The organism is Mycobacterium sp. E3339 (assembly GCF_001666915.1).
GTDB lineage: Bacteria > Actinomycetota > Actinomycetes > Mycobacteriales > Mycobacteriaceae > Mycobacterium.
The window spans coordinates 1-19467 of the sequence record NZ_LZIZ01000151.1 but is presented as its reverse complement, the minus strand read 5'-3'; the positions used below and the strand labels follow the sequence as shown (position 1 = coordinate 19467).

Annotated in this window: 4 protein-coding genes; 1 reads left to right on the top strand and 3 read right to left on the bottom strand. The window is 71.8% G+C overall.

Features of this window, described 5'->3' with window-relative positions:
• On the bottom strand, window positions 1-703 hold a 703-nt coding region (locus A5702_RS13635; protein ID WP_156669617.1), incomplete at its 3' end, for a GNAT family N-acetyltransferase.
• The gene (locus A5702_RS13630) at window positions 700-2505 is read right to left on the bottom strand and encodes an N-acetylglutaminylglutamine amidotransferase (protein ID WP_067821459.1); all 1806 of its coding nucleotides are present in this window, start codon (window positions 2503-2505) and stop codon (window positions 700-702) included. The genes A5702_RS13630 and A5702_RS13635, both read right to left, overlap by 4 nt.
• 460 nt (window positions 2506-2965) lie before the next feature.
• Between A5702_RS13630 and A5702_RS13625 the strand changes: the two genes are divergently transcribed.
• Window positions 2966-3271 (top strand): DUF732 domain-containing protein, encoded by a 306-nt coding sequence (locus A5702_RS13625; protein ID WP_231633812.1) that lies wholly within the window; start codon window positions 2966-2968, stop codon window positions 3269-3271.
• Here A5702_RS13625 and A5702_RS13620 read toward each other — a convergent pair.
• Window positions 3272-19467 (bottom strand): non-ribosomal peptide synthetase (locus tag A5702_RS13620; protein WP_068221352.1); only part of this gene is annotated, 16196 nt, incomplete at its 5' end.

Sequence of the window (19467 nt, the reverse complement as noted above, 5' to 3'; positions counted from 1 at the left end):
CGGCGGCGTTGTCGTGCGCGACGGACAGGTCCATGTAGGCGCGGCCCGCGTCGCGGAAGCGCTCGGCCAGGGCACGGGTCAGCGCCGCCCCGATGCCGGGGAGGCCGGCCGCGGGGTCGACGGCCAGGGTCCACAGGCTCGATCCCTGCTCCGGGTCGGAGAACAGCAGCTCGTGGTCGACGCCGGTCACCGTGCCCACCACCGCGCCGTCGGCGTCGCGCACGGCCAGCAGATAGGTCACCGCCGGCACGTTCAGGTGGTTGTTCCAGATGACGTCGACGCCGGCCGGGACCATTCCGCAGCGCACGTAGACGCGGTTCATCGCGTCGGCGTCGACCGGGTCGTTCAGCGTGCGCACGGTCACGCCGAGCGGCGCGGCCGACAGCTCCTCGGCGGTGGACTCGGTGAACCGCAGCCGATAGGTGTGGCTGGGGTCGATGAAAAGCTCGGTGGGCGCTTCGGCGACCACGACGTGGGATTCGCGCGCGTAGATGCAGATGTCGCGGCGCCCGGGCCCCTCCCGCCGCAGCGCCTCCACCAGCTGGTGGGCGTCGGCGAAGGTCTGCCCGAAAATCAGTCGGCCCCAACCCAATTCGAGCTCGACATCCTTGGCCATCGCCTCGACCAACTCCGGCGGTGACGCGTCGTGCAGACCGAGTGTGATCGCCTCGGTGTGGTCGCCGGAGGGATCGATGACGGTCATGCCACGGGGCCCGAAATGCCGTGCCGCTGCAGCCAGAGTTCGAGCAGGGCGATCTGCCAGAGTTCGTTGCCGCGCAACGGGGTCAGCTTGCCGTTGGGGTCGGCCAGCAGGGCATCGACCGCCTCGGTGCGAAACAGGCCGCGCTCCTTGGCAACTGGGGCATAGAGCGCGTCGCGCACCATGTCGAGGTAGGGGCCCTCGAGGTGGGTCAGCGCCGGAACGGGGAAGTATCCCTTGGGCCGGTCGATGACCGCCGACGGAATCACCCGCCGCGCCGCCTGTTTGAGGACGCCCTTGCCTTCGTGGGCGATCTTGAGCTCCGGCGGGCAGGTCGCCGCGAGCTCGACCAACTCGTGATCCAGGAACGGCACCCGGCCCTCCAGGCCCCAGGCCATGGTCATGTTGTCGACGCGCTTCACCGGGTCGTCCACCAGCATCACGGTGGTATCCAGCCGCAGCGCCCGGTCGACGCCCGTCTCGGCGCCCGCCCGGGCGAAGTGCTCGGTGACGAAGCGCTCGCTGGGGTCGTCCGCCGCCATGATGCCCGGGCCCAGCAGGCCCGCCAGCTCCGCCGAATCGCGATCGAAGAAGGCGCCGCGGTATTCGGCCACCGAACCCTGCAGCGACGCCGCGGCCGGCGAACCCATCGGCGGGTACCAGTGGTAGCCGGCGAACACCTCGTCGGCGCCCTGGCCGGACTGCACGACCTTCACGTGGCGCGCCACTTCCTGGCTGAGGAGGTAGAAGGCAACACAGTCGTGGCTGACCATCGGCTCGCTCATCGCGCCGATGGCGCCGTCGAGCGCGGGCAGCATCCGGTCGGTTCCGATGCGGATCTGGTGGTGGTCGGTTTCGAAGCGCTGGGCGATGATGTCGGACCACCGGAACTCGTCGCCCTCGACGCCGCCGGCGGACTCGAAGCCGATGGAGAAGGTCATCAGGCCGTGCTGGCCCGCCTCGGCGAGCAGGCCGACGATCAGGCTGGAGTCGACGCCGCCGGACAACAGGCAGCCGACCGGCACGTCGGCCACCAACCGGCGCTTGACCGCGACGCGAAGCGCGTCCAGCACCGCCTCTTCCCAATCGCTCTCCGACCAGCCGGCGCGGTCGGCGCGCCGGGTGAAGTCGGGTGTCCAGTAGGTGGTGGTGGTGCGCCGGCCGTCGGGTTCGATGGCGATCAGCGAAGCGGGTGGGACCTTGCGGACGCCCCGCAGGATGGTCAGCGGCGCCGGGACCACCGAGTGGAACGTCATGTAGTGGTGCAACGCCTGGGCGTCGATGCGGGTGTCCACGCCACCGCCGGCCAGCAGCGCCGGCAGGGCCGAGGCGAACCGGATCCGGTGGCTGTCCTCGGTCAGGTAGAGCGGCTTGATCCCGAGCCGGTCGCGGCCGAGCAACACCCGGCCGCTGTCGCGTTCGACGATGGCGAAGGCGAACATGCCGTGCAGGTGGCTGACGAAGTCGTCGCCCCAGTGGCGGTAGGCCTTGAGCAGCACCTCGGTGTCACTGTGCGAGAAGAACCGGAAGCCGTGCCCGCTGAGTTCGCGGCGCAGCTCCTTGTAGTTGTAGATGCAGCCGTTGAAGGCGATGGCCAGACCCAGTTCCGAGTCGACCATCGGCTGGGCGCCGGCCTCGCTCAGGTCGATGATCTTGAGCCGGCGGTGGCCGAGCGCGACACGCCCCTGCGACCAGGCGCCCGACGCATCGGGACCCCTCGGGGCCATCACGGCGGCCATTGCGGACACCGCTGCTACGTCGGGGACCCGCCCGTCGAGCCGTACCTCCCCGGTGACTCCGCACACTCCTTGGACCATACCGAAGGCGGTCGCGGCGCGCCCTAACGGCCACTGTGAAATGCGTCGGTGCGGCGGTCCGGTCCGCGGCGGTATCGGCGGCAAAGCGGATGCCGCCGGCGGGTTACACCGCGCCTGTTAAATCTTGGTTGCGCTCTGCTCTCGCCGTTCACGGCCGGGCGGTCCGGCCGTCGCCGTCCGTCCCGAGCGGGTTGTCTGGTCGCCGAGACGCACGGGGCGCCGCCGGTGAATGGGACCGCAGGCGGCGCAAGCCTTTTCGACGCCCCGCTGCCGGCCCGGACCCGGGCGCCGTCCGGGGGTGACCACCCATTTTCCCGGCCGAGTGGGGCCGGTTTGTGTGAGGTGGCGCGATCAACGCCGGCGAGAAGGGTGCCTCGGTTCTGGTTAATGTTCAGCCACCGTTATGGCAGGGAGTGCGGTGGCCACTTTGAGGAAGACCTTGACGCGAGTGATTGTCGGCGCGGTGATGCTTGCGGGGGGCGGATTGCTTTTCGCGGCGCCCGCGTCCGCCGATCAAAACGATGACGCGTTCATCGCGGAGATTCAGCGCAGCGGGATCGTCTTCACCGATCGCGGGGCCGCGATCGCCGCCGGGCACAACATGTGCGCCGGGCTCGACAAGGGCAAGACGCCGACCTCGCTGGTGCTGAATGTCGTGCGGGCCACGGACCTGTCGGCACACGAGGCCGGCTACCTGCTCGGCGCCTCGGTGGCGTCCTATTGCCCCCAGCACAGAGCCGCCGTCGGCAACTAATCAGCCGGCTCGCTCCCCGGGACGCTTGTCGTCCCGCGACGCGTGCTGGCCATCGTGGGCCAATTCGAGCCGCCGTTCGGCGAGGACGAGGAGATGCCTGAGCCGCTGCCCGTACAGCCCCACCGAATCGTTGGTCAGCATGTCGTCGTGCGCGCACTCGATCGAGTAGGTCAGGATCTCGCCGGACACGTACGGCCGCCAGGAGGATGCCAGGAACGCGGCGCGGTCGCTGCCGTCCGCCGTGGCGGCGAAGACGGTGATGTTGCCGCGCAACACCCCGGGCCGGTGCGCCCGGTACCAGGCGGCGTTCTTGCGGGCGTTGTCGGTCAGCAGGTCGACGAGCCGCCCGGATCGCCAGGCGTCCGGGTGGTGTTCGGCCAGCGCGTCCGGCAGGACGACGCCGTCGCCGACGGCGGGCTGGGCGTCGAGCAGGATGAGGCGGGCGACATCGCACCCGCGGCGCTGCAGCGCGATCGCGACCTCGTGGGCGACGACGCCGCCAAACGACCAGCCGAGCAGGTTGTAGGGCCCGGACGGGTACACCCGCTGCAGCCTGTCGGCGTAGGTTTCCGCCAGCTCCCGGATTGACCGGGCATCGCTTTCTGCGGCTTCCGGCACCTGTTGTATCCCGATGATCGGGCAGTCCAGGTAGTTGCCGAGCACCTGGTACGGCCAGCTGACGCCGCCCGCGGGGTGGATGCAGAACACCGGAATGCCGGCGCCGCGCTTCAGGGTCTGCACCGGCACGACGTCCGGGGTGGCGCCGGAGTCCGTGACGAGCCGCTGGCTCAGGCTTCGCACGGTGGGCGCGTCGAACAGGGTGCGCACCGCGAGGTCGACGGACAGGTCGGCGTTGAGCGTGGCGATCAACCGCATCGCCGAGATGCTGTCGCCGCCCAGGTCGAAGAAGGAGTCGTCCACGCCCACCCGCTCGACGCCGAGCACCCGGGCGAAGGTGCCGGCCAGGATCTCCTCGGTCGCGTTCGACGGCGCCCGGTATCCGCGGCCGGTGTACTCGGGCGGGGGCAGGGCGCGGGTGTCGAGTTTGCCGTTGGGCGTGAGCGGCAGGGCGTCGAGCCCCAGCACGGCGGCGGGCACCATGTACACCGGCAGCCGCCCGGCCAGCGCGGTGCGGGCCTCGGCGGGGTCGGCCGTTCCGGTGATGTAGCCGACCAGCCGCTTGTCTCCGGGGCGGTCCTCGCGGGCGATCACCACCGCCTGCTCGACGCCGTCCAACCGGGCCAGCGCCGCCTGGACCTCACCGAGTTCGATGCGGTAGCCGCGGATCTTGACCTGCTCGTCGGCGCGGCCCACATAGCAGAGCTGGCCGTCGGCCCCCCAGAGCACCAGGTCGCCGGTGCGGTACATCCGCGCCCCGGGCCCGCCGAACGGGCAGGCGACGAACCGCGACCCGGTCAGCCCGGCCCGTCCGGCATAGCCGGCGGCCACGCCGGTGCCGGCCACGTAGAGTTCGCCGACCACCCCGGGCGGCACCGGCCGCAGCCAGGCGTCGAGCACGAACAACGCCGCGCCCGCCACCGGCGAGCCGATCGGCGGCACGCCCGAGCCCGCCGCCAGCGGGGCGCTGATCGCCACGCACATCGTGGTCTCGGTGGGGCCGTAGGCGTTGACCATCACCCGCCCCGGCGCCCAGCGGTCGACCACCTCGGCGGGGCAGGCCTCACCGGCCATCACCAGCGCCAACCCGTCGAGACCGGCCGGGTCCAGCGCCGCGACCGCCGACGGGGTCTGGGTCAGGACGCTGACCCCTTCGTCGACCAGCAGGGCGCGGAAGTCCCGCGGTGAGCGCACCACCGACTCGGGCACCACGACCACGCGCCCGCCGCGCAGCAGCGGGGCGAAGATCTCCCACACCGACACGTCGAAGGCGTACGAATGGCACTGCGTCCACACGCCGGGGGACGGCAGGCCGGCGTCGAGCGAGCCGATCAGCCGGGTCACGTTCTGGTGGGTGACCGCCACGCCCTTGGGCACGCCGGTGGTCCCGGAGGTGTAGATGAGATAGGCGACGCCGTCCGCCGGGGGCGCCGGCAACGCGGTGTGCGGGTAGTCCGCGATCCGCGCGTCCTCGATGTCGATGACCCGGACGTCGCGCCCGTCCAGCCGCGAGCGCAACCCTTCGGTGGTGATGGCGGCGATCGGCGCGGCGTCGGTGAGCATGAACCGGATCCGGGCGGCCGGGGCCGCCGGGTCGATCGGCAGGTACGCCGCTCCCGTCTTGAGCACCGCCAGGATCGCCACGATCGCCTGCGCCGAGCGGGAAAACAGCAGGGCCACCGACTGTCCCGGGCCCGCGCCCTCGGCGAGGAGCAGGTGCGCCAGCCGGTTCGCCGCGTCGTTGAGCTCGCGGTACGTCAGGGACAGGTCGTCCCAGCCGACCGCGAGGGCGTCGGGCCGGCGGGCGACCTGCGCGCCGAACATCTCCGGGATCGAGACCGGGGTGGGGGCCGGCCCCGCCAGCACCGCCCGGTTGCCGATCCCGTCCAGGTGCGTGTGCTCCGGGGCGTCCAGCAGGTCGACCGCGGAGAGCCGCCGGGCGGGGTCGGTGGTCATCGCCAGCAACACCCGCTGCAGCCGCTCGGTCAGCGCGTCGATAGTGCCCGCGTCGAACAATCCCGCGTCGTATTCCACCCGGAGTCCGAGCCGGTCGCCGGACAGGGCGGCCTGCATCGTCAACGGGTAATGGTTGCGCTCGAACATGTTGAAGTCGGTGATGGACAGCTCGTGGTTGACCGCCATCGCCGAGGTTTCCAGCGGATAGTTCTCGTAGCCGAACAGCGTGTCGAAAAGCCGTTCGTGACCGGTCATCCGGTGGATTTCGCTCAGCGACAGGTGTTCGTGGTCGAGCGTCTCGTTGTGCGCGCCCTGCAACTGGTCCAGCAGCTCCCGGGTGGTGGTGGCGGGCGTGATGCGGGCGCGCACCGGGATCGTGTTGATCAGCAGGCCGACCATCGATTCGGCGCCCGCCACCTCGGCCGACCGGCCGGAGACGGTGGTTCCGAACGCGACGTCGTAGTTGCCGGTCAGCCAGGTCAGCAGCTGCGCCCACGCGGCCTGCAGCACGGTGCTGACCGTGGTCTGGCAGGACCGGGCCAGCTCGGCGAGCGCGGCGGTGGTCTCGGCGGGCACCGCGAACGTCGTGAGGCCCCGGGCGCCCGGCTCCAGCTTGGTCGGCGGTCCGACCAGCGTCGGGGTGTCGAAGCCGGCGAGCACCTCGCCCCACGCCGCCCGCGCGGCGTCGAGGTCGCGCCCGGCCAGCCAGGTGACGAACCGGCGATAGGGCGCGGGCGGGGCCAACCGCTGCCCGGTGAGGCAGGCGAAGGTCTCGTTCACCAGGATCGGCACCGACCAGCCATCCAGCACGATGTGGTGAATCGTGAGCACCAGCCGGTGCCGGTTCTCGGCCGTGCGAATCATGGCCACCCGGAACGCGGGCCGGTCGGCCAGGTCGTAGACCGCGGCGCGCTCGGCGGCGCAGAGTTCCTGCACGCGCTCGTCGGCGCCCCGGAGCTCCAGGTACCGCCACGCCATCACCGGCTTGGCGGGGATGACCTGCACCGGTTCGTCGAACTGGTCGCGGAATCGGGCCACCAGGTGCGGGTGCCGCTCCACCACCGCTTGCACCGCCTCGCGCAGCCGGTCGGGGTCGAGCGGGCCGGTGACGCCGATGTCCAGCTGAACCACGTACAGGTCGTCGTGGCTCGCCCGCGTGGTGGTGGCGTGGAAGAGCAGGCCCTGCTGCAGGGGGGTCAACGGCAGCACGTCGGCGACGGCGTCGAGGCGCTCGAGCTCGTCGATCTGTCGCTGGTCCAGCCGGGCGGGCAGGATGTCCGACGGGGTCAGCCCCCCGCCGCCGCCGCGCACGTGGGCGCAGATGCCGGTCAGCGCCTCGAACCAGAGCCGGCTCAGCCGAGTGACCTGCTCGCGGTCCAGCGCCGAGGGCGCCCACGTCCAGTTGGCGTGCAGCTGCGGGCCGGCCTCGCCGTCGGCGGTTCCCGCGTTGAGGTCGACGGTGTGCATCAGCGGCATGGGGACCGCCGTGCTGGTCGCGGTGACGGCCGAGCCGTCCCTGCAGATGCGCCACAGCTCGTCCGACATCTCGGCCGCGGCGCCGCCCAGCCGGCCCAGGTAGTTGAAGCCGATCGGCGGGTCGGAGCCGTCCAGGTCGACGTCGGCGTTCAGGTAGCGCAGCAGCCCGTAGGTCAGCGGATCCGGCATGCCGCGCAGCTGCTCCTTGGCCGCCTTGAGCACCTCCCCCAGCGCCGGGTCACCGGAAACCACTTGCGCCCAAGGCAATTCGCCCACCGCCAGGGCAACCGGGTACTTGGTGGTGAACCAGCCGACGGTGCGCGACAGGTCCACGCCGGCGGCCAGTTCCTCGTGCCGCCCGTGACCCTCGACGTCGATGCCGACCGGCGCCCCGCCAGGAAGGTCGGGGCCCAAGAACTCGGCCCACGCCAGCGCGTAACCGATCAACAGGATGTCGTTGACGCCGGCGTGGAAGGCGGCCGGCGCCTCGCCGAGCAGCGTGCGGGTGGTCTCCACGTCGAGCCGCACCGAGAGGTGCTCGGCGGTCTCGTACGTGTCCGTGTCGGGGCGCACCGCCGGCAGCGCGGGCGGGGCCGCCGCGATGCGCTTCCAGGCGTCGGTCCGCTCGACGACGGCCGGGGCGTGCGCGTGCTCGTCCAGGAGCGCGGCCCAGCGGGCGAACGACGTGCCGCCCGGCGGCAGCGCCACCGGCTGCCCGCCACTGCGCTGCGCCCAGGCAATGTTCAAGTCTTCCAACAGGATTCGCCAGGAGACGCCGTCGACGGCCAGGTGGTGGATGATCAGCACCAGCTGGCGGGTGGAGCTGACCCACAGCGCGCTCAGCATCACCCCGTCGGCCGGGCTCAGCCGCGACCGTGCCGCCGCCACCGACGCGTCGGACAGCGCGTCGACCGCGCGCAGGTTGTCGGCGGCGCGCACGGCGCCGGCCTCCGGCACCGTCAGGGACCAATTCGCGTCGACGCGCAGCCGCAGCATGGCGTGCCGGTCGAGCAGGGCCTGCAACACCGCCACCGCGTCGGCCTCCCCGACCCCGGCGGGGGCCTCGACGACCATCGTCTGGTTGAACTGGTCGACGGGACCGTCCACTCCCTGCAGCCAGCGGATGATCGGCGTCGCGGGCAGGTCCCCGGTGCCCTCGTCGGTCACGCCGGCGTCGCCGTCGGCCACCCCGACCACGCGGGCCAACCGGGCCACCGTCTGTTCGACGAAGATGTCGCGCGTCCGGCACGTCAGGCCGGCGGCGCGGGCGCGCGTCACCACCTGCATCGACGAGATGCTGTCGCCGCCCAGGTCGAAGAAGGAGTCGTCCACGCCCACCCGCTCGACCCCGAGCACCTGCGCGTAGATGCCGGCCAGGACCTCCTCGGCCGGGGTGCTCGGGGCGCGGTAGCGCTCGGCGTCGCGGTACTCGGGCGCCGGGAGGGCGCGGCTGTCGAGCTTGCCGTTGGGCGTCAGCGGCAGCGCGTCGAGCGCCACCACCGCCGCCGGAACCATGTACGCGGGGAGGCGGCCGGCCAGCCGGGCGCGCACCTCGGCGGGTTCCGCCGACCCGGTGACGTAGCCGACCAGGCGCTTGTCCCCGGGTCGGTCCTCGCGGGCGATGACCGCCGCCTGCCGCACGCCGTCCAGGTCGGCCAGCGCCGCCTGGATCTCGCCGAGTTCGATGCGGTAGCCGCGGATCTTGACCTGCGCGTCGGCCCGACCCAGGTATTGCAGCTGCCCGTCCGCGCCCCAGCACACCAGGTCACCGGTGCGGTACATGCGCGCCCCGGGCCCGCCGAACGGGCAGGCGACGAACCGCGACGCGGTCAGCGCCGCCCGTCGCCAATACCCGCGGGCGAGCCCGGCGCCGGCCACGTACAGCTCGCCGACCACGCCGGGCGGCACCGGCCGCAGGGAGTCGTCCAGCACGAACAACGCCGCCCCGGCCACCGGCGACCCGATCGGAACCACGCCGTCGCCCGCCCTCAGCGGCGCGCTGATCGCCGCGTACACCGTGGCCTCGGTCGGTCCGTAGGCGTTGATCATCACGCGCCCCGGCGCCCACCGGTCCACCAGCTCGGTCGGGCAGGCCTCGCCGGCCACCACCAGCGCGGCGGACTCCAGCCCCTCCGGGTCCAACATGGCTGCGGCAGAGGGGGTTTGGCTCAGCACGCTGACCCGCTCGGCGATCAGCAGGGCGTGCAGGTCCTCCGGGGACCGCACCACCGCGTCGGGCACCACCACCAGCCGCCCGCCGCGCAAGAGCGCGCCGAAGATCTCCCATACCGAGACGTCGAAGCCGTAGGAGTGCCACTGCGACCACACCCCGCCGTCCGGCAGGTTCGCGTCCGCGGACGCGATCAGCTGGGTCACGCTGCGGTGGCTCACCGCAACGCCTTTGGGCACCCCGGTGGTCCCCGACGTGTAGATCAGGTAGGCGATGTCCTCGGCGCTGGGTGCCGGCAACGCCGCCGCGGGCCGGGTGGTGACGGCCGGGCCGTCGGCGTCGATGACGGGCACGTCGTGCTCGCCCAGCCGGCCGGCCAGCTCGGCGGTGGTGATCGCCGCGACGGGCGCGGCGTCGGCGAGCATGAAGCCGATGCGGGCCGCGGGGTGCGCGGGGTCGATGGGCAGGTAGGCCGCCCCGGTCTTGAGCACCGCCAGGATGGACACGATCGCCTCGGCGGATCGGTCGAAGAGCAGGGCGACGGTGTGTCCCGGGCCGGCGCCGTACTCGATGAGCAAGTGCGCCAACCGATTCGACGACTCATCGAGCTCGCGATACGTCCACACGCGGGTGCCGCAGCCCAGCGCCGGAGCGTCCGGCCTGCGGGTCACCTCGGCGGCGAAGGACTCGGGGATCGACACCGGCGCGGCCTTCGGCGCGGTCAGCGCCGCCCGGTTGCCGATCTCGTCCAGCCGGACGTGCTCGACCGCGTCGAGCAGGTCGACCGACGACACCGAACGGGCGGGATCGGTGGTCATCGTCGTCAGCACCCGCTGCAGGCGGGCGACCAGCGTCTCGATGCTGGCCGCGTCGAACACGTCGGTGCGGAACTCCACCCGCCCGCCGATCCCGGCGGGCTCGCCCGCCTCGGTCCAGCGCTCGGCCAGCGAGAACGTCAGGTCCATGCGGGCGACCTGGGTGTCCAGCGGTATCGAGCTGACCCGAACGTCACCCAGCGCCAGCCCGGTCGCGGCGTCGTTGTCCTGTCCCCCGAAGTTCTGCCACGCCAGCATCACCTGGATCAGCGGGTGATGGGTCAGGCTTCGGGTCGGGTTGACCCGCTCCACCAGCACCTCGAAGGGCACGTCCTGATGCTCGAACGCCTCCAGGCTGCGCGCGCGGACCCGGTCCAGCAGCTCGGCGAAGGTGGGGTCGCCGGTTACGTCGACCCGCAGCACCAGGGTGTTGACGAAGAATCCGACCAGGTCGTCGAGCGCGGGGTCGCGCCGCCCGGCGATCGGGAAGCCAACGGCCACATCGGTACTCGCGCTGACCTTGGACAGCAGCACCGCCAGGGCGGCCTGCACCACCATGAAGCTGGTCGCGTTGTGTTCGCGTGCCACCGCGGCGACCTGCTGCTGCAGATCCGCCGGCCAGTCGATGGCCACCGTGGCCCCGCGCTGGTCCGCGACCTGGGGGTAGGGCCGGTCGGTGGGCAGTTGCAACCGCTCCGGCATGCCGGCCAGCGTCTTTTCCCAGTAGGCCAGCTGCGCGGCGATGCGACTGCCGCGATCCTTCAGATCACCGAACTGGGCGCGCTGCCACAGCGTGTAATCCACGTACTGGACGGGCAATTCGGCCCAACGGGGCGCCTCGCCCGCGCACCGGCTGGCGTACGCGATCCCCAGGTCGGCGGCCAAGGGCCGCAACGACCAGCCGTCGGCGGCGATGTGGTGCACCACGGCGACCAGCACGTGTTCGTCGTCCGCGACGCGGAACAGCCAGCCGCGCAACGGGATATCGGTCGCCAGGTCGAAGGTCTCGCGGGCCGCGGCCCTGACGGCCCCGTCCAGCCGGCTCGGCGACCAGCCGACGGCGTCGATGACCTGCCAGCCGAACTCGGCTTGCTCCGCGGGGATGACCACCTGCTGCGGGGTTCCCTCGGGTGCGGTGAACACGGTCCGCAGGCTCTCGTGGCGGGCGACGACGTCGGCCAGCGCCGCGCCGAGGGCCGGGGCGTCGAGCCGGCCGCGCAGCCGCATGGCCGCCGCCATGTTGTAAACCGGTGACGGGCCTTGCAATTGGTCGAGGAACCACAGCCGGCTCTGGGCGAACGAGAGCGGAACCACGGCGGGCCGGGGGCCGGCCGTCAAGGGCTCCAGGCCACCCCCGGCTTCCCCGATCCGGGGCGCCAGCTGCGCGACCGTGGGCGCCTCGAAAATGGCGCGCACCGAAAGGTATTCGTCCAGGTCGGTGTTGACGGCCGCGATGAGGCGCATCGCCGAAATGCTGTCGCCGCCGAGGTCGAAGAAGGATTGGTCGATGCCGACGCGCTCGACGCCGAGGACTTGGGCGTAGATGCCGGCGAGGATCTCCTCGACGGCATTGGTGGGGGCGCGGTAGCCGGAGGCGGTGTACTCGGGGGCGGGCAGGGCGCGGGTGTCGAGTTTGCCGTTGATCGTCAGCGGCAAGGCGTCGAGGGGCACCAGGGCGGTGGGGACCATGTAGCCCGGCAGCCGGTCGGCCAGTTCGGTGCGCAGCGCACGCGGCTCGGCGGTGCCGGTGTAGTAGCCGACCAGGCGCTTGTCGCCGGGGCGGTCCTCGCGCACCACGACCACCGCCTGGTCCACACCGGTCAAATCCGTTAGCGCGCTTTGGATTTCACCCAGCTCGATGCGGTACCCGCGGACCTTGACCTGGGCGTCGGCCCGCCCGACATACCGCAGCTGTCCGTCGGCGCCCCAGCGCACCAAATCCCCGCTGCGATACATCCGCTCCCCGGGTGTACCGAACGGGCAGGCGACGAACCGCGTCGCGGTGAGCCCGGCCCGGCGCAAGTAGCCCAACCCGACCCCGCGCCCGGCCACATACAACTCCCCGACCACCCCGACCGGCACCGGGCGCAACCACCCGTCCAGCACGAACAACGCCGCCCCGGGCACCGCCGACCCGATCGGCGGCACCCCGGACTTCGCCGCCAGCGGGAGGCTCGCGGTGGTGAAGATGGTCGCCTCGGTCGGGCCGTACACGTTGACCATCACCCGCCCCGGCGCCCAGCGGTCCACCAACTCCGCCCCCACCGGCTCGGCGCCCACCACCAACGCCGTGCCCTCGAGCCCCTGCGGGGACAACATCCGCACCGCGGCCGTGGTCTGACTGAGCACGCTGACCCTTTCGGCCACCAACAGCGCGTGCAAGTCCTTGGGCGAGCGGGCGACCGCATCGGGCACCACCACCAACCGCCCGCCATGCAGCAACGCCCCCCAGATCTCCCACACCGAGAAATCGAACGCATACGAATGGAATTGGGCCCACACCTGCCCCGGGCTCAACGGCACGCCGACGGCCTGCGCGTCGAACAACCGCGTCACATTGGCGTGTGTGACCGCCACCCCCTTCGGCGTGCCGGTGGTGCCCGAGGTGTAGATGATGTGCGCCATGTCCTCGGGGGACGGCCCCGGCGGCGCCGCCGCGGGCTGGGTGTGCAGGGCGGGATCGGCGACGTCGACCACCAGCAGGTCGTGACCGTCCAACTCCGATCGCAGGGCCCCCGTGGTGACCGCGGCTATCGGCGCCGTGTCGGCGAGCATGAAGTCTTTACGGGCCGCCGGGAGCGCGGGGTCGATCGGCAGGTAGGCCGCCCCGGTCTTGAGCACCGCCAGGATCGCGACGATCGCCTCGGCCGACCGGGGTAGCAGCAACGCGACGGCGTCACCCGGGCCGGCCCCGCCGCGAATCAGCAAGTGTGCCAGTCGGTTTGACGCTTTGTCGAGCTCACGGTAGGTCATCGACCGCCCGTCGAACGTCAGCGCCGGTGCCTTGGGGTCGCGCGCCGCCTGCGCGGCGAACAGCTCCGGAATCGATGCCGGCGCCCACGGCCGGCTCAGCACCGCCCGGTTGCCGACCTCGTCCAACCAAGCGCGCTCACCGGCGTCCAGCACATCGACCGCCGACAGCGGCCGCGCCGGGTCGCTCGTCATCGCGGTCAGCAGCCGTCGTAGCCGCTCGATCTGCGTGTCGATGGCCGCGGCGTCGAACACGTCGGTGTCGTATTCGACGCGCAGCCGCAGTTCGGTTCCCGGCTGGGCCTGGAATGTCAACGGGTATTGGGTGGATTCGCGGGTGGCGATGTCGGTGATGGCCAATTCGTGGTTGCCCGACAATGCGGTGGCGTCGATCGGGTAGTTCTCGAAGGCGAACAAGGTGTCGAACAGCGTGTCCTGGCCGGTGATCCGGTGAATTTCGTTGAGCGCCAGGTGCTGATGGTCGAGCGTGTGGTTGTGGGCGTCCTGCAGCTGCAAAAGTAGGTCGGCGGCCGTCGTCGTCGGGGTGATGTTCGCCCGCACCGGAACGGTGTTGATCAACAGGCCGACCATCGCCTCCGCGCCGGGCACCTCGGCCGGCCGGCCCGAGACGGTGGTGCCGAATGCGACGTCGCGCTGACCGGTCATCCAGCACAGCAGTTGCGCGTAAGCGGCTTGCAGCACCGTGTTGACGGTGGTGTGGCACGAGCGGGCCAGCTCGCCGACGGCCCGGGTGAGGTCGGCCGGCAGAGTAAACGTTCGAATGCCCTGCTCCCCCAGCGTCATTCGGTCCTGGCGGCCGACCAGGGTCGGGGTGTCGAAGCCGGCGAACACCTCGCCCCAGGCGGCGCGGGCCGCGTCGCGGTCACGGTCGGCCAGCCAGCTGACGAAGCCGCGGTAGGGGGCCGCCGCGGGCGGACGCTGGCCGTAGTAGCCGGCGAAGATGTCCCCCAGCAGAATTGGCATCGACCAGCCGTCGAGCACGATGTGGTGGTTGGTCAGCACCAGCCGGTGCACATCGATCGCGGTGCGGATCAAGGCGACCCGGAAGGGCGGCTGGTTGGCCAGGTCGCAGACGGCGGCCCGCTCGGCGGCGCACAGCCGCGCGATGTCCGCCTCGTCCTCGAGTTCGAGGTACTGCCAGGCCGCCGCGGGATCGGCCGCGATTACCTGCACCGGCTCGTCGAACTGGTCGAAGAATCGGGCCACCAGGTTCGGATGCCGTTTGACGACCCCGCGCACGGCGTCGTGCAGGCGCTCGGGGTCGAGCGGGCCGGTGACGGTGATGTCGAGCTGCCCGGCGTAGAGGTCGCTGGCGTCCTGGTCGCCGCCCCGCACGGTGTTCGCGTGGAAGAGCAGCCCCTGCTGGACCGGGGTCAGCGGTAGCACGTCGACGATGTCGTGGTGGCGCTGCAGCTGGTCGATTTGCTTTTGGTTGAGGCGGGCGGGCGCGATGTCGGACGGCGTCAGCCCGCCGCCGCCCGATCGCACGTGGGCGCAGACCCCGGCCAGGGCCTCGAACCACAGCCGGCTCAGCCGTGCGACCTGCTCGTCGTCCAGCGTGGACGGCGCCCACGTCCAGTTGGCGTGCAGGCGCGGGCCGGCATCGGTGTCGACGGTGGCCGCGTTGAGTTCCAGCGTGTGCATCAACGGCATGGGGATCGCCGCGGCCGCGGCGGTGGCCGGGCCCGGCACTGGCCGCCACATCTCGTCGGAGAGCGCGGCGGCGCCGCCCTGACGCCCCAGGTAGTTGAAACCGATCGGCGGGTCGGTCGCGTCCAGGTCGGCGTCGGCGTTCAGGTAGCGCAGCAGCCCATAGGTCAGCGCGTCCGGGAGGGCGCGCAGCTGCTCCTTGGCGTCCTTGAGCGCCGCGCCGAGCGCGGCCTCGCCGGCGACCACCTGCGCCCACGACAAGCCGCCCACGTTCACCGACACCGGGTACTTGGCGGTGAACCATCCCACCGTTCGGGACAGGTCGACGTCGCGGCCCAGCTCCTCGTGGCGGCCGTGGCCCTCGACGTCGATGCCGACCGGCGGTCCGCCCAGGAATTCGGTGAGCGCGAGGGCGAACGAGATCAGCAGGATGTCACCGACGCCCGCGTGGAAGGCCGCTGGCACCGCACCGAGCAGCATGCCGGTGGTTTCGATGTCCAGCTCGACCGATAGCTGCCCGGCGGTGGCGAAGGTGTCGGCCTCGGGGCGGACCGCGGGCAGCGCCGCGGGCGTCGCCGCCACCCGCTGCCAGGTGCCCAGCTGGTCCACGACGTCCGGGTGGTTCGCGCGCTCGGCAAGCCGCTGCGCCCATCGGGCGAACGAGGTGCCCGCCGCGGGCAGCGCCACCGGTTGTCCCTGCCGGTGCTGAGCCCAAGCGATGTTCAAGTCTTCCAACAGGATTCGCCAGGACACCCCGTCGACGGCCAGGTGGTGGATGATCACCACCAGCTGGCCGGTGGGGGCGATCCACAGCGCGCTGAGCATCGCCCCGGCGGCCGGGTTCAACCGCGACCGGGCCTGCACCAGCGCGGCGTCGGACAACTCGCCGACGGTGTGCAGGCAGTCGCGGGCATCGACCGAACCGGGCTCGGGCACCGTCAGCGACCAGTCGTCGCCGACCCGCAGGCGCAGCATGCCGTGCCGGTCGAGCAGGGCCTGCAACATCACCAGCGCGTCGGCCTCGGTGACGCCCGCGGGGGCCTGCACCAGCATCGCCTGGTTGAACTGATCGACGGGACCGTCCACCCCCTGCAGCCACCGGATGATCGGGGTCGCCGGCACCGGCCCGACGCCCTCGTCGATCACGGCGACTCCCGCGTCGGCCACCTCGGCCACGCGGGCCAGCCGGGCCACGGTCTGTTCGACGAAGATGTCGCGGGTGCGGCAGATCAGGCCGGCCGCCCGCGCCCGGGTGACGACCTGCATCGACGAGATGCTGTCGCCGCCGAGGTCGAAGAACGAGTCGTCGATGCCGACGCGGTCGAGCCCGAGCACCTGGGCGTAGATGCCCGCCAGGATCTCCTCGACGGCGTTGCCGGGCGCGCGGTAGCGGTCGCCGTCGGCGTATTCCGGGGCGGGCAGGGCGCGGGTGTCGAGCTTGCCGTTGGGTGTGAGCGGCAGCGCTTCGAGCGCGACGACGGCGGCGGGAATCATGTACGCCGGCAACCGCTCCGCCAGCGCTTCGCGCGCCCCGGCCGGATCGGCCGTTCCGGTGATGTAGGCGACGAGGCGCTTATCGCCGGGGCGGTCCCCCCGCGCGATCACCACCGCCTGCTCGACCCCGTCGAGCCAGGCCAGCGCCGCGCGCACCTCACCGAGTTCGATGCGGTACCCGCGGATCTTGACCTGCTCGTCCGCCCGGCCCAGGTAGTCCAGCTGCCCGTCGGCGCGCCAGCGCACCAGGTCCCCGGTCCGGTACATCCGGGCGCCGGCCCCGCCGAACGGGCAGGCGACGAATCGCGATGCGGTCAGGCCCGACCGTTTCCAATATCCGCTGGCGACACCGGCGCCGGCCACATACAACTCGCCGACCACCCCGGCGGGCACCGGCCGCAGCCACCCGTCGAGCACGAACAGCGCGCCCCCGGGCACCGGCGACCCGATGGGCACGGCCCCGGACTCCACCGACGCCGGCGTCAGGGGCTCGCTGACCGCCGCGTACACCGTGGCCTCGGTCGGGCCGTAGGCGTTGATCATCGCCCGGCCCGGCCCCCAGCGGTCCACCAGTTCGGCCGGGCACGCCTCGCCGGCGACCACCAGGGAGACGGACTCCAGCCCCTCCGGGGCCAACATCGCTGCCGCAGAAGGGGTTTGGCTCAACACGCTGACGCGTTCGGTGACCAGCAGTTCGTGGAAGTCTTCGGGTGAGCGGGCCACGGACTCGGGCACCACGACCAGCCGCCCACCGTGCAACAGCGCGCCGAAGATCTCGTGGACCGAGACGTCGAAGGCCAGCGAATGCCACTGCGACCAGACCCCGGCGCGGGGCAGGCCGGTGTCCATGCGTGCCAGCAGTTGGGTCGCGTTCCGGTGGGTGACCGCGACGCCCTTGGGGACACCGGTGGTGCCGGACGTGTAGATCAGGTAGGCCAGATCCGCCGGCCCCGGCGCCGTCAATGTCGTTTCGGGCCGGGGGGTTTCGTTGACGTCGATGATCGGCACGTCGTGGTCGGCGAGCCGGTCGGTGAGTTCGGCGGTGGTGATGACGGCCATCGGGGCGGCGTCGGCAAGCACGAATCCGATGCGCGACTCCGGCAGCGCGGGGTCGATCGGCAGGTAGGCCGCCCCCGACTTGAGCACGGCCAGGATCGCCACGATCGCCTCGGCCGAGCGCGAAAACAGCAGGGCCACAAACTGTCCGGGACGCGCCCCGTGGCCGGCCAGCGTATGGGCCAACCGGTCCGCGGCCTCGTCGAGCTCGCGGTAGGTCATGGACCGGCCGTCGCAGACCAGCGCCACGGCCTCCGGGGTGCGGGCCACCTGCGCGGCGAACAGCGCCGGAATGGACACCGGCGCGGCGGCGGGGCGGGCCAGCGCCGCCCGGTTGCCCATCGCGTCGAGCCGGGCATGCTCGGCCTCGTCGAGCAGATCCAGCGACGACAACGCCTGGGTGGGGTCGACGGTCATGGCCGTCAGCACCCGCTGTAGCCGCCCGACGAGGGACTGGATGCTTTCGGCGTCGAAAACGTCGGTGCGGAACTCCACCGTGCCGCCGATGCCGGCGGGGCCGCCGTCCTCGCTCCAGCGCTCGGCCAACGAGAAGGTCAAATCCATGCGGGCGGTTTGGGTGTCCACCGGGATCGGCGCGATGTCGACGTCGCCGAGGGACAGGCCGTTGACCGGGCCGCTGTCGTGCCCGGCGAAGTTCTGCCAGGCCAGCAGGACCTGGACCAGGGGATGGTGCGTCAGGCTTCGGGTTGGGTTGAGCCGCTCGACCAGCACCTCGAAGGGCACGTCTTGGTGTTCGTAGGCGGCCAGGCTGCGCTGCCGCACCTGGGCGATCAGGTCGGTGAAGGTGGGGTCGCCGCCCAGCTCATTCAGGTCGACCCGGAGCACCAGGGTGTTGACGAAGAACCCGACCAGGTCGTCGAGTGCGGGGTCGCGCCGCCCGGCGATCGGAAAACCCACCGCCACATCGGGACTGGCGCTGATCTTGGAGAGCAGCACCGCCAGGGCCGTCTGGACCACCATGAAGCTGGTGGCGTTGTGCTTGCGGGCCAGCTCGCCGACGCCGCGTTGCAGGTCGATGGGCCAGTCGATTTCGACGGTGGCGCCGCGCTGATCGGCCACCAGCGGGTAGGGCCGGTCCGTGGGCAGCGGCACCCGGTCGGGCATGCCGGCCAGGGCCTCTTGCCAGTAGGCCAGCTGGGCGGCGATGGGGCTCTCGCGGTCGTCGAGGTCGCCGAGCTGCGCGCGCTGCCACAGCGTGTAATCGACGTACTGAACGGCCAAGGGCGACCAGCCGGGGGCCTCCCCGGAGCACCGGCTGGCGTAGGCCATGCCCAGGTCGCGCACCAGCGGGGTGATCGACATCCCGTCGGCGGCGATGTGATGGACCACGGCCACCAGCACGTGCTCGTCCTCGCCGACGCGGAAAAGCTCTGCCCGCATGGGGATTTCGGCCGCCAAATCGAACGTGTAGCGCGCCGTCGTGCCGATGGCCTCGTCGAGCCGGCCGGCCGACCAGCCGCGGGCGTCGACGATCTCCCAACCGAAGTCGGCCCGTTCGACGGGGAGCACCAGCTGCTGGGGCGTTCCCTCGGGCGCGGCGATCAGCGTGCGCAGGCTCTCGTGGCGGGCCACCACATCCGCCATGGCCGCGCCGAGCGCGTCGGCATCGAGCCGTCCGCTCAGCCGCAGCGCGGCCGCCATGTTGTAAACCGGTGACGGGCCTTGTAATTGGTCGAGGAACCACAGCCGATTCTGCGCGAACGACAACGGGATGACAGTGGGCCGCTCGGCGGCCACCAATGGCTCCAGCCCGCGGGCGCCCTCGCCGATCCGCAGCGCCAGCTGGGCGACCGTGGGTGCCTCGAAGACAACGCGGACCGGGAGGGCCACGCCCAGGTTGCTGTTGATCGCGGCGACCAGGCCCATGGCCGAGATGCTGTCGCCGCCGAGTTCGAAGAAGGAGTCGTCGGTGCTGACGCGCTCGAGGCCCAGGACGTCGGCGTAGATGC